Genomic DNA, 12256 nt, shown 5'->3' on the forward strand with positions numbered 1-12256 from the left:
TTGATAGCATTAGTTATTTGATCTCGGCGTCTGATGGAACGGCTTTGACCGGAATTGGATGGTCTCGGCGGACCGTGTCCCGCAGATCGCCTAGTACAAAGAGGCACCCAGAACGGACACACCGTAGGATAAATTGTGTTGCAGTTCGAGGCCTTTAGCGGAGCTGCCCTACATTATTCGTTCGCGTCCGTGCGCTAGGCCGTGTGGACGGATTGGTGACGACGGGCTTCCCGAGCGGGCGGATCGATGATTCATAGGGTGTCGGTTTTGGGGAGGCTTGCCCATGCTGAGACCCCGTTTCATAATGTGCTGAGCGGCAGGTGTCGCGGGCGTTGGGAGAGTGTCTGACGCTCACCCTGGATCGCCGATGTGGACCCCTACCGCTCGCACCGAGCTTGCGCGCGAAAGCCGCCCCTACGCAACCTGTCTGACCGACGCTGAATGGGCCGTCGTCGGCGCGATGCTGCCTAGTCCCGCATCAAGGGGTCGCCCCTGGCGCTGGCCGATGCGGTCGGTGCTGGATGGCGTCCTGTATGTGTTACGGACAGGCTGCGCTTGGCGGCACCTGCCGCATGAGTTCCCACCCTGGTCGATCGTGCATCGCTGGTTCTTGCGCCTGTCAGCTTCGGGGGTGTTCGAGCGCCTCGCCCACGCTCTCACGATGGACGACCGCGAGCGAGCCGGGCGTGAGGCCAGCCCGACGGGTGCCGTCATGGATGCGCAGGCGGCGCGCTCGGGCGGCGGCGTCGATGGAGAACGCGGCTACGATCCAGCCCGGCGTGTGGTGGGCCGCAAACGCCACGCGCTGACCGACACGGATGGCCGTCGTCTGATCGCCGCCGTCTCGCCTGCCGACCTCCACGAGAGCCGTGGAGGCGTTGCGCTTTTGCGTGCCTCGCGCGGTCTCTGGCCGTTCCTGGCCCACTGCTTCGCAGACCGAGCTTATCGAGGCGAGCGCGTCGGCACCGCAACGGCGATCACCATCGAGATCATTGCGCCCGACGAGGGACAGAAGGGTTTTGCGGTTCAACCGCGACGCTGGGTCATCGAGCGAACCTTCGGATGGATCAGTCGATGCCGCAGGCTCGCCCGTGATCACGAGGCGACGGCCTCTTCCGCACTCGCCTTCTTCGTCCTGGCAGCAGCCATGATCCTCGTCAGACGCCTGGCACGAGCGTTATGAAACGGGGTCTGACACGGATTGGACGATCGCCCTGGAGGTGTTCCGCGCGGTTCGATCGCGACGGGGCGACAAGGGCCGTGACGACCGTAGGTTGCTAGAAACGCTGCATTATTTCACGGTGCAGAGCGTGACGTGGCGGACACTGCCGGCCGAGTTCGGGAACTGGAATTCGATCTGGAAACGGTTCTGGCGACTGCGCGAGAACGGGACGATCGATGCCTTCTTCTAGGCGCTGGCCGAACTGAGCCCCACCGCCGACTTCGTGCAGATGTTCGACTCGACGGTAGTCCGGGCCCACGTCTCGGCGGCCGGTGCAAAGGGGAGCAGCAGGATCAGGCGCTCGGTCGCTCGCGGGGCGGTTTCTCGACGAAGATCCACCTCAAGACCGACTTTTCCGGCCTGCCCCTCGCCTTCGTCCTGACGGGTGGAGAGGCCGGTGACAGCCCACAGTTCGAAACGCTGCTCGATCTCGAGCCGGACGTGAGGCCCCGCGCCGCCATCACCGACAAGGGCTACGACAGCAAACGCAACCGCGCCGCCGCCCGCGTGCGCGGCATCGTCCCGATCATTCCCTACAAAGCCAACGCCAAGGCGAGACCCGTCTTCTTCCCAAAAGCCCTCTACCAAACCAGGGCGCGCATCGAGCAGACCTTCGGAAAGCTCAAACGCTTCAAACGCATCGCTTTACGCTGCGAGAAAACCAGGGCGAGCTTCGCAGCGTTCGTCTCCCTCGCCCTCGCATTCATCCTTATCAAATCCGTCCACACGGCCTAGCTGTCTGGTTGTGAGACCTTCTTGGCGTCTGCGACGATGCGAAGGGCTTTCTGGAGGATGCTGGGCTCGAGCCGTCTGTAGGATGGATTGGCCAGCGCAGGATCGGATTCGATGCGCTGGCGCAGGACCATCTTGGGCGAGAGCCCCTTCAGCACGCGCTGACGACGACCATTGTAGGCCGCGTTGAAGCAGTGTTCGGTATTCCAAACCGCTCAGCGTCAGCGAGACTTGGTGGTTCTCCAGAAATTTTAATTGCACTATATCAAATAACAACGAATAACAATTCCAGAGATGTCCGGGCCTGATAGTTATTAAGTATAAAAGAAACTAATATATATTATAATAACTATAAAATTTACTGCGTAGATCAGCATTGCGAATTCAAAGCAAATAAATTTTCACAAAATCATAGTGAGGTAGCAATAACAGTAGAAAATAATTTATAGCCTTGATTCATAAATTTATTTATGCAATACTGATATACCCCTTATTTTTGCCAAGTTGCCGCAAAATAGTCAAGATTAATATTATAATTGGTGGTGTGGAAACAGCAAACGTTTCCTCGGATATATCATAAAATAACCATAGCTATTGGTTTGGAGTTCGAATTTGTTTGTAAAACTTCAGTCGGTTCAAGCACTGCGAGCGGTCGCAGCCTTGCTTGTCGTCTTATACCACCTTACTGAAAGCCATTTTTTTAGTGGCGCAGCTGGAGTAGATATCTTTTTTGTAATATCTGGTTTCATTATAGGAACTATCGAAGCCTCCGAAAATCCAAGGCGATTTATAATTAAGAGGCTTATACGAATTATTCCTTTGTATTGGGCCGTGACATCTTTATTTTGTATTGGCGCCATCATTGGAATTTTTAATAGATTTAGCTTCGATATATTATCTCTAGTAAAATCATTAATGTTTATTCCATATTTTAATAGCTCTGGTAATATATGGCCGCTTGTTATTGCCGGCTGGACTCTTAATATTGAAGTGCTTTTTTATGTAATTTTTGCAATAGGTATAGCGGTTGGTAGGCCTTTGTGGCTGACGACTACCGTTATTCTATGCCTTGTTTTGGGTGGGGTCATCTTTGTCCCGTTAAGTGCACCACTAAAGCTCTGGACGTCCCCAATTATGTTAGAGTTTATATTTGGATTATTTATTGCACGAATTGTATTTCCTTTTAGCTTTGCGGTTGGCCTATTCATACTATTGGCTGGAGTTGCAATTTTCGCATGGGCGGAAATCTATTGGAATTATACAGACTTTTCTCGTCCAGCAGTCTGGGGTGGTGCTGCTACACTGGTTGTCTGGGGTTCTGTTATAATAGAACGCGCGGGGTATTGGCCAAATAAACTCTTAGACTCGATTAGTAGGATTGGCGATGTGTCCTACTCCCTCTATATGGTTCATAGTTTTGCGGTTGCTTTAGTGCTCCGCAAGTTTGGCTCTGGTCTGCCAGCTTGCTTTCTTGGTATGTCAATAAGTATAATTGCTGCTTTTGCCTGCTTTCATGCGTTTGAGCGTCCAGCCGGTAAAATTCTTAATAGAGCGGTTGGAAATCTATAAATTCGCCCCATAGTTAAGCAAGACGATGGACTGTCTAAATTATAACATAACCGATTGTAGTGCGCCAACTAAAATACTTTGATGATCTTATCAATTATAATCTTTATAAATACACTACTCATAATGAGAATCATTCTATGGATGTTCTAGTATGCGCCTTAGGTATGCTCTTTGCGGATCAGCGGGCACATCAAACCGGGGCCATCCCAGTTCCGTCTGCCGCCACCCTGGGCCTACGCTCTCTGCCAAGCCGCCTGATTGGCCGAAGTCGAGCTGAGAGCGTGAAAGAGATACCACTGCGCATCCCGCCAGACTCGCAGGATGGGCCTCAAACCGAAACCCCACACGGCCTCAACCGTTAGAGCTCAACCACTAGGGTCTGGACTCGATCAGCACCAGAAGGCGATGACGGCGGCGAGCGCGACGGCCGAAGCGTAGTTGCGGGCCAGCTTGTCGTAGCGGGTGGCGATGCGACGGAAGTCCTCGAGGCGATTGAAGGTCGCTTCAATCCGCCAGCGTTCGCGGTAGCGGCGTTTGTCGTGGCGGATCGTCCGCCTGCGGCCGCGCTTGCCTGGGATGATCGGCGTGATGCCTTGTTCCCGCAGGTCGGCCCGGAGCCAGTCAGCGTCGTAGCCCTTGTCGGCGGCCAGGCGACGGACCCGACCGGGAGCCTCCGCGGCTGGGATTGCCCCTGTTTTGTGGACACCGAGAACGCTTTCGCGTGAGGTGTTTTTCCGATGCCGAAGACCCGTTCTGCATACCCATCTGAGTTCCACCGGCAGATGGTCGATCTCGTCCGTGCCGGCCGTGATCCGACCGATCTCGCCCGCGAGTTCGAACCCTCGGCGCAGGCCATCCGTAATTGGGTAGCCGAGGTCGATCGGAGCGAGGGCCGGCGCGAGGCCAAGCTGCAAACGGCCGATCCTGGCCTGACGACGGCCGAGCGCGATGAACTCATCCGGCTGCGGCGCGAGAACCGGCAGCTGAAGCTGGAGCGCGATATCCTCTCTCGCGCGACGGCCTGGTTTGCACGGGAGACCGGGGTCCTGCCGTCTGGGTCTTCCGGTTCATGAGTGCGAACCAGGCCGACTTCCCGATCGCGGTGATGGCGCGCACCCACGGCGTATCGAAGGCCGGTTATTATGCCTGGGCTGGCCGGCAGCCCTCGGCACGACGCTTGGCGGACGCTGCCCTGCTGAAGCGCATCCGCACCGTCCATCTCGGCTCGCACGAGACCTATGGCGCGCCGCGCGTCCACGCCGACCTGCGCGATCAGGGCGAGCGGCATTCCCGCAAGCGCATCGCCCGGCTGATGCGCGAGGCCGGCCTCGTCGGAGCCAGCCATCGGCACGGTGGGCCTGTCACGACACGGCGGGATCGAGAGGCGCGCCCGGCTCCCGACCTCGTCGACCGCAACTTCGTCGCCGCCGCTCCGAACCGGCTCTGGGTGGCGGACATCACCTACGTGCCGACCGCAGCCGGCTTCCTCTACCTCGCCGTGGTGCTCGACGCCTTCAGCCGCCGGATCGTCGGATGGGCCATGGCCAACCACCTGCGCTCAGAGCTGGTCCTGGACGCCTTGGAGATGGCCGTCACCCAGCGCAGGCCGCGCGACGTGATCCATCACTCGGACCAGGGATCGCAATACACGTCGCTGGCGCTCAGTAGCCGCTGCCAGGAGGCCGGCGTGCGACCCTCGATGGGCTCGGTCGGCGACGCCTATGATAACGCCATGGCCGAGAGCTTCTTCTCGACCCTCGAATGCGAGCTGCTCGCCCGCCGCCGCTTCCGTTCGCAGGCCGAGGCCCGGATGGCCTGCTTCAGCTACATCGAGGGCCTTTATAACCCGCTGCGTCGGCACTCGGCGCTCGGATACCGCTCCCCTGTCATCTACGAACAGGGGACACGGGAGGGCCCGCTAGCCGAAACCCTACTCAGCCAAGCCCCCTAACCGTCCACAGAAACGGGGCAACCCCAGAGTACGGCTGGGGCGGTGGTGACGTCGCTGGCGTTGCCAGGCGTCAGCAGAAGGACGCCGGGGCGGCCGAGGTCATCGGTGAGGGCGTGGATCTTGGTCGTCTGGCCGCCACGCGAGGGGCCGATGCCTTGCGCACGCCCCCCCCCCCTTTACCGCCATGCGCCGAACGATGGGCCTGGACGTAGGTACTGTCGATGGCGGCCGCCTCGCCCGCCCATCCGCTCTTGGCCAGCGCCCTCAACATCGCCCGCCAGAAGCCGCGGCGGGACCAGCGATTGAAGCGGTTGTAGACGGTCGTGCGCGGACCATAAGCGACTGGGCAGTCGCGCCAACGGCAGCCTGAGGTGAGCACGTGCAGGATGCCGGAGATGACCTGCCGATCGTCGTTTCGTTCCGGCCCGGGCTGGTTCTTGGGCATGAACGGTTCCATCACCGCCCACTGCTCGTCCGAGAGCTAGAACAGGTCCGCCATCGCCGCCTCCGTGCTGCAAACGGCGGCTCTGAATCACAAAACCAGAACTCTCGCAACGTCTTGGTTCGGTTCACACCCTAGGTGTGCAGTCCCGAGGTGTGCAGTCCCGAGGTGTGGTGGCATCAGTTTCGCTGAGGTCGCTGCATTCCGGGAGGCGTTATGGGACAGGTTCCTCACGGCTGCGCCACGACTACGCACGCGGTCAGAGCAGCGCTACAGCGATCGAAAGCTCCGCTCAAAGATCTTGCCGCCCAGCACGGACTGAACCCCAAGACAGTCGCGAAGTGGCCTAAGCGAGCCTTCGTTCATGACGCGGCGATGGGACCGAAGACACCGCACTCTACCGTGCTCACGACCGAGGAAGAGGCGGTGATCGTCGCCTTCCGCCGGCGCACCCTCTTGCCGCTCGACGACTGCCTCTACGCGCTCCAGGCCACCATCCCGCACCTGACCCGATCATCGCTGCATCGCTGCCTGCAGCGCCATGGGATCAGCCGGTTACCCGAGGTCGGCGGCGACAAGCCCGGCAAGCAAGCGTTCAAGGGCTACCCGATCGGCTTCTTCCACATCGACATCGAGGAGGTTCGCACCGGCGAAGGCAAGCTGTACCTCTGGGTGGCGATCGACAGGACGTCCAAATACGCCTTCGCCCAACTGCACGAACGCGCCGATCGGCCCGTGGCCTGCGCCTTCCTGGAGGCGCTCATCGAGGCCTGTCCTTACCGCCTGCATACCATCCTGACCGACAACGGCATCCAGTTCGCCGAACTGCCCAAGAACCGTCGCGGTCCGACCGCTTTGTACCGCGTCAACCGCTTCGACCAGATCTGCCGGGCGCACGACATCGAACATCGGCTCACCAAGCCAAACCACCCGTGGACCAATGGCCAAGTCGAGCGCATGAACCGGACCCTCAAGGAGGCGACGGTCAGGCGCTACCACTACGACACCCACGATAGCTGCGGGAACACTTCGCCGCCTTCCTGGATGCCTACAACTTCGCTCGGCGGCTCAAGACCCTACGCGGCCTCACCCCATAGGAAGCCACCTGCCGAGCCTGGGCAGACGATCCAAGCCGCTTCAGATACAATCCAACCCACCTCACTTCGGGACTGCACACCTAGGAACGTCCGAAGGGATTCAGAAGCGCCGAATGCCGGTCGCAATACGCCGGGCAATCCAGCCTGCACTCCACTGCCAAACCCTGTCCGGCACCCCGTAGACGTGCCGTGCCACCGCGATGCTGCTCGCCAGCACCCAGAACACACCAGCCAAGGCATGCAGCCACAGGCCAGGAGCCTCGTCAGGCTCGGCATAGTCGTACCAAAGCGGGTCGTTCTCGTCCAAAGCTGATCCCTCCGCAGCGCAAACCCAGCGTGCCGCGAGGGTCTTAGCAAATCATTTACCAACCCGCTTGTCACCACCCGTGCGTGGCAGAACAGCCCGTCTCAGGCGATCTCCACACACCATGATGAGGTGGATCAGGTTTCGTTGCGCATCGGGCGCATGAGTGCGCCGAGCAGGAAAGCCAGCTGCGCACAGATCAGAAGCGTCAGGCCCCGGCGAACGCACGCAGCAGGGCTCAAGTGGAAGCTATAGACGCCATAAGCCACCTCGAGGGCGACGATCGGGACAAACACCACAGCCAGCCAGATCGAGCCAAATCGGCCCAACCCCAGGCCGAGCAGGGCATTCAGCAGCAAGGCCTTCATCACCTGTCTCCGCCGGCTGATGACAGCCAGGCCGGCGTCCTACCCTGCCCAGGATTGCCGCAGCAATGCCGCCCGTGCTGGTGGGGTCAGCGACTGCCGCGTTGAGCCAGGACCGCCGGGATCGTGCGCAGCATGATGGCGATGTCGCGACCCAGCCCCCAATGCGTGGCGTAATCGAGATCCAGCGCCACCCGCTCGGCATACGAACAATCGCTGCGCCCCGACACCTGCCACAGACCCGTGACCCCAGGCGTGACCGAGAAGCAGGTGGCAAAAGCAGAGCCATAGCGCTCGACCTCGGCCTGAACGATCGGACGGGGGCCAACCAGGCTCATCTCGCCCAGCAGCACGTTCACGAGCTGGGGCAGTTCGTCGAGGCTGGTCTTGCGCAGCACCAAACCCAGCGGCGTCACGCGCGGATCGTTGGCGAGCTTGTGCGTTTCGTCCCATTCCCGCTGGGCGGCCGGATTGGCAGCCAGGTGGGCCCGCAGCACTGCATCACCGTCCGGAACCATTGAGCGGAACTTGAGGCACCCGAAACGGCGGCCCTTTCGCCCGATCCGCATGTGACGAAAGATCGGAGCCTTGCCGTCTCCGGCCCAGACGAGCAAGCCAAGCAGCAGGAGCAACGGCAACAGGAGGAACAGCGCCGTGCCGGCCACGCCGATATCGAGGCTGCGCTTGCCCAGCCGTTCCAGACGCCGTGCCTTTCCGAGTGGCAGCACTGCCTGTGTGACCACCTCGCTCAGATGCTGCGGTGCAACGGCCGTGGAGGAAGACGGATGGCCGGCCTCACGCAGCATGGTCACTCTCCTGGGGCGCGCAGGTGCACAGGGTTAAAAGAACATTAATGCAAACTCCATACCGCGACACTTGCCGCTACACAAGCGTGACCGTAGGAGATAAAACGCTTCGAAATCGATCTTTCCTCTATGTAAGTCCTCAGATATCTACAGTATCATACCGTTATCAGAATAAGATATGGATGTATAACAGCAAAATTTGTCGGAGAGATTGTCATAAAACCATATAACGCAGTAGTTAGGAGCTAAACGCGTGCTGATCGTTCTCTTGTGCGGCGCGATAAGTATGGCCGCGCTTGGGCTCTGGATCGGCCTGAGTTGGGGATGGGTCGGCGGATTGCTCGGCGCGCAACTCGGAGCCACCCTCGGCATCCTCCTCGCCGCATCCTTCAAGCTGCGCCGCTAAAACTACCGAGACCTCAAAGAGCCTCGTAGAACTAGACGCCCGTTAGCCAAACGTTGACCCTCAGCGCTGGAAAGGGTCGCCCCGATGCTGCCTTCGCAGAAGCCGCGTACGGCCGTTTCTTGAGAGAACTTGGCGGCGCGCTACGGTACTTTTGGTACGGTGTCGAGCTAATTCATCTTTAGGAACAGCGCCAGAAAAATATTAATATTACTCGCTCCTCCGCAATCCCGATCCATCGCCGTCTGCCGAACCATCACGAGAAACAACGCATCATAATGCTCAGAAGCGTCCGGTTAATCTTAGGGTCTGTTGTCCTTCGTACGGATTGTGTTGTATCGCGTTTTCGCCTCTCTTGAGTAGGAGTGACCCAGATGGACCAGAGCCTCCGCTCCTGAACACCGCTGAATGTCCCAAATCATTTGACGACGGACATAAAAATCGAGAAAAATACGCCTCGCTGCCGAATTATTTTTTATTCATCATTTGAGCAAACCGCACTAAACGTTTAATAATTCTCAAGTCGAGAAGAGCAAGGATGGGGATATAGACAAATACACCAACAATAGACATCATAATCAATCTTGGAAAAGGTGAAAAATATTCAGTAAGCACCTGACCAGAAAACCAAACTATCGCTGCCATAATTGACGCGGCAAGAAAGGGCGCACCTGCACCTTGAAGCTGCTGTCTAAGAGTAATTCCACTAGCTCGTTTGATCAAGAAGATTTCTATCGGCTTGCTAGTTACGAGGCGGATAGCCCAAACTAAAGCAGCAATCCACAATGCATGCGTGCCTATAGTAAGCATGCCAATAAATACAGTTAATAATGAAACTGTCAAAACAGGAGTGAGAAACTGAGGTTTTCCTAAGGCACTAAGGATAGTTGAGGCATAGAGTTTGGGGAAGTGGACTACAGTAAGAAGTGCAAATAAGATTGTAAAATTAATTGATTGAAACCATTTTAAGCCAAACATGATTTCGATAATTTCCGGCGCACAAGCTGCTAGACCAAAAAAAATAGGATATCCTATCGCGCACGTAAAAGAAACTGCTTCAACATAAGCATTAGTAAGAGCCGTACGATCGCTACTGACGTTTCGGAATAGCGGCAATGCAAGTTGACTGGCAGCGCCTGAAATAACATCGCGGGGCATGTCGACAACACGGAACGCGAGATTGAGAAATCCTGCGCTGGCTGGACCTAAAGAATATGCTACCATCAGCAAGAATATCCGCGATTCGGACAGCATAATTAATATATTTGCCAAACTTGTCAGTCCAAAACCTGCCATATCTCTAATGCGTCCAGGTATAATATTGAGACGCGGGCGCATTGGCGTGGAAAACCATAAAATTGCACTTGCACATCCCGTCATCACGAGCTGTTGGGCCACAAGGCTCCAAATACCTGCTCCCATAACAGCAGCCGTAATGCCTACCCCGGATCCAAGAAGCCGTCCGATGAGCGAACGCAAAGCTAAAGCCTTAAAACTAAACTCACGCCGTTGACGAGCTACAAGTGTACTTCCAAAGGCTGAGAAAATTAAACCAATACTTAGAATAGATAAAATATACCCTACCCTTGGCAAATTTAATAAATTCGAAACTAGCTCTGAAAACATCCAGGACGACGTACAAAGCAATATAGCTATTATCAGCGATACGGTGAATGCAGTATCATAATGCCCTTGGTTAGTATCCGGTCGCTGTACAAGAGCGTCGTGAAATAACATTTCAACAAATAACGTTAAAAGCTGGACGATGCTGAGTGCTGCTGCAAAAATGCCAAGCTCGGCAGGAGTTACAATACGCGCAACGACAACTAAAGTTATAAAAGATAGAACCGATAATCCGCCGCTCTCTAGAATAGTCCAAACCAAAGAACGAGCAGCAGTTAATCGCAACGACATATAGGTCTAGCCTCCATAACCAAACTAAAATTATATCGAAGATGGCCAGCATATAATATTATTTCGATCTAGATTTTATTATTCTTTTGTATAATTCGATAGTTTTCTTGCCTATTTGTTCCCAAGATTCTATGGGCAATTCTACTTTGGGTTTCTTATCAATCGACTCGGCGAGTGCTTTTGATAGTGCATGTGCGTCCTCAGGTTGAACGAGAGAGCCACTTTTGTTCTCTTCCACTAGTTCATGAAATATTCCGATGTTACTCGCAATGATCCATTTTCTATATGCTGCAACTAGGTATAGCACACCACTTGCGTCGATCTGTCTATAGGGGAATACGAAAGCGTCAGCCTCCAATAGAAGATTTTCTACTTCGCTATCGCTATGACGCCACAGTCTAAAATCAATACATTCTCCAATGCCAAGTACCTGACTGCGTTTTAAAATCGACTCCATTTCAATAAAAGCTTCTCCTGCTACTATAATTTTTATTCCTCGTCGAATTTCAGGATCTATTAGAGTAATTGCTTCTACAAGAATATCAACCCCTTTATAAGCTTGAATCTTGCCGAACATAACGACTGTCCAACGCGAATTTACAAATGTAGGATTTCTTATTAGAGACTTTTGGTTTCCTAATGGGCCATGAGAAATCACAGAAACCGGAGTATGATTTTTTACGATTTTACGTATTGTGTTTGCTGCGTGCTCAGTGTGGACGATTATATGGTCAACACTTCTCATCACGCGGCTCAAACCTAATGTTTGTAATTTAGAGGTAGGATTGCCGTTAAATGGTATGGTGTCATGTATTGTTAGAACTACCGGTGCCACTCGCTTAATGCCATAAATACATATTATATCTGTCAGTGGAAATACAGTCCATTGTAAGTGAACGATACTTGGTCGGATTTCTATTATGGAATACCGCAGTCTAACTAAAGAGACCGTATGTGATATGGCTTTAATTATCTTGGCTTTTAGTCCAGCATTTTTTGCGGAGCCTACGAGACCGGGATAAAAGATGCCAGCGAATTGCCTCTTGCGTATTAATTGGTACTCTTCATTTGGACGGGGGTCACGACAGGCCCAAGTCACCACAGCACCATTTTCTTCAAGACCTTTCGTAATACCTTCATCGTAGGGGGCTGTAAAAAGGGATGCATCCACCATAAGAATGCTTAGGGATCGATCAGACAAATGGAGTGCTCCATGTTTTATGCTGGTGATAATATTGACTTAGAGAAGTTTCATTCTTTTGCCAACCACGACATAAATTAGCCCTCAAAATCAGTTGGCCCGTAATGTCATCATTTTCTAGGCTCTCAGCCGTTGCACATCCCTCGGTGAGTGGAACCATAGCGGAAGAAAAGTGGTCCTGGCCACAACTCTGAGCTCGACTTTGGCCAATTAGGCGGCTTGGCAGAGAGCGTAGGCCCAGGATGGCGGC

At 55.2% G+C, this 12256-nt stretch carries 11 protein-coding genes and 3 pseudogenes; 7 read left to right on the forward strand and 7 right to left on the reverse strand.

The window, feature by feature from the left end; all coding sequences use genetic code 11:
* Positions 1-367: 367 nt before the first annotated feature.
* From ACFZ8E_RS14625 to ACFZ8E_RS14640, 4 genes are all read left to right on the forward strand, one after another.
* Positions 368-1183: an IS5 family transposase gene (locus ACFZ8E_RS14625; protein WP_405043073.1), complete on the forward strand. Its 816-nt coding sequence runs from the start codon at positions 368-370 to the stop codon at positions 1181-1183.
* Between the two features lie 37 nt (positions 1184-1220).
* Entirely contained in the window at positions 1221-1412 is a 192-nt protein-coding gene (locus ACFZ8E_RS14630; protein WP_405043074.1) for a transposase, read from the forward strand.
* Positions 1370-1957 (forward strand): IS5 family transposase, encoded by a 588-nt coding sequence (locus ACFZ8E_RS14635; protein ID WP_405044386.1) that lies wholly within the window; start codon positions 1370-1372, stop codon positions 1955-1957. The genes ACFZ8E_RS14630 and ACFZ8E_RS14635 overlap by 43 nt, the downstream gene beginning before the upstream one ends.
* Before the next feature lie 609 nt (positions 1958-2566).
* Positions 2567-3523 carry an acyltransferase family protein gene (locus ACFZ8E_RS14640; RefSeq protein WP_405043075.1) on the forward strand — a complete coding sequence of 319 codons (957 nt, stop codon included), beginning with the start codon at positions 2567-2569 and terminating at the stop codon, positions 3521-3523.
* 389 nt (positions 3524-3912) lie between these two features.
* Here ACFZ8E_RS14640 and ACFZ8E_RS14645 read toward each other — a convergent pair.
* Positions 3913-4200, reverse strand: a pseudogene (locus tag ACFZ8E_RS14645) (transposase); the annotation flags it as partial.
* A gap of 60 nt (positions 4201-4260) precedes the next feature.
* Between ACFZ8E_RS14645 and ACFZ8E_RS14650 the strand changes: the two are divergent.
* A protein-coding gene (locus tag ACFZ8E_RS14650) for an IS3 family transposase (RefSeq protein ID WP_405043068.1) occupies positions 4261-5474 on the forward strand; the annotation gives its coding sequence in 2 pieces (ribosomal slippage) (positions 4261-4540 and positions 4540-5474; 1215 coding nt in all).
* Positions 5475-5488: 14 nt separating this feature from the next.
* On the opposite strand, the pseudogene ACFZ8E_RS14655 reads toward ACFZ8E_RS14650, so the two are convergent.
* Positions 5489-5931: pseudogene (locus ACFZ8E_RS14655) on the reverse strand (IS5 family transposase); the annotation flags it as partial.
* A 201-nt stretch (positions 5932-6132) separates the two neighbouring features.
* Here ACFZ8E_RS14655 and ACFZ8E_RS14660 point away from each other — a divergent pair.
* A pseudogene (locus tag ACFZ8E_RS14660) lies at positions 6133-7097 on the forward strand (IS481 family transposase).
* Between the two features lie 16 nt (positions 7098-7113).
* On the opposite strand, the gene ACFZ8E_RS14665 reads toward ACFZ8E_RS14660, so the two are convergent.
* From ACFZ8E_RS14665 to ACFZ8E_RS14675, 3 genes are all read right to left on the reverse strand, one after another.
* Positions 7114-7320 carry a hypothetical protein gene (locus ACFZ8E_RS14665; protein ID WP_405043076.1) on the reverse strand — a complete coding sequence of 69 codons (207 nt, stop codon included), beginning with the start codon at positions 7318-7320 and terminating at the stop codon, positions 7114-7116.
* A 134-nt stretch (positions 7321-7454) separates the two neighbouring features.
* The gene (locus ACFZ8E_RS14670; RefSeq protein ID WP_243950533.1) at positions 7455-7685 is read right to left on the reverse strand and encodes a hypothetical protein; all 231 of its coding nucleotides are present in this window, start codon (positions 7683-7685) and stop codon (positions 7455-7457) included.
* 86 nt (positions 7686-7771) lie between these two features.
* A complete protein-coding gene (locus tag ACFZ8E_RS14675; RefSeq protein ID WP_405043077.1) occupies positions 7772-8488 on the reverse strand; it encodes a sugar transferase in 717 nt (238 codons plus the stop codon).
* Positions 8489-8741: 253 nt separating this feature from the next.
* Here ACFZ8E_RS14675 and ACFZ8E_RS14680 point away from each other — a divergent pair, with 253 nt between their 5' ends.
* Complete coding sequence (locus ACFZ8E_RS14680; RefSeq protein ID WP_405043078.1) at positions 8742-8894, forward strand: hypothetical protein; 153 nt, start codon at positions 8742-8744, stop codon at positions 8892-8894.
* 465 nt (positions 8895-9359) lie between these two features.
* Here the strand turns inward: ACFZ8E_RS14680 and ACFZ8E_RS14685 are convergent, their stop codons facing one another.
* Positions 9360-10805 carry an oligosaccharide flippase family protein gene (locus ACFZ8E_RS14685; RefSeq protein ID WP_405043079.1) on the reverse strand — a complete coding sequence of 482 codons (1446 nt, stop codon included), beginning with the start codon at positions 10803-10805 and terminating at the stop codon, positions 9360-9362.
* Positions 10806-10863: 58 nt separating this feature from the next.
* Positions 10864-12006: a glycosyltransferase family 4 protein gene (locus ACFZ8E_RS14690; protein ID WP_405043080.1), complete on the reverse strand. Its 1143-nt coding sequence runs from the start codon at positions 12004-12006 to the stop codon at positions 10864-10866.
* Positions 12007-12256 lie beyond the last annotated feature (250 nt).

Origin of the sequence: Methylobacterium sp. HMF5984 (assembly GCF_045033435.1) — a bacterium.
In the GTDB taxonomy this organism is placed as follows: Bacteria; Pseudomonadota; Alphaproteobacteria; order Rhizobiales; family Beijerinckiaceae; genus Methylobacterium.

What these genes read in the sequence shown, in the direction of transcription:
- ACFZ8E_RS14625 (WP_405043073.1), top strand. Translation starts at nt 368, where the DNA reads ATGTGGACCCCTACCGCTCGCACCGAGCTTGCGCGCGAAAGCCGCCCC.
- ACFZ8E_RS14675 (WP_405043077.1), bottom strand. Translation starts at nt 8,488, where the DNA reads ATGCTGCGTGAGGCCGGCCATCCGTCTTCCTCCACGGCCGTTGCACCG.
- ACFZ8E_RS14685 (WP_405043079.1), bottom strand. Translation starts at nt 10,805, where the DNA reads ATGTCGTTGCGATTAACTGCTGCTCGTTCTTTGGTTTGGACTATTCTA.
- ACFZ8E_RS14670 (WP_243950533.1), bottom strand. Translation starts at nt 7,685, where the DNA reads ATGAAGGCCTTGCTGCTGAATGCCCTGCTCGGCCTGGGGTTGGGCCGA.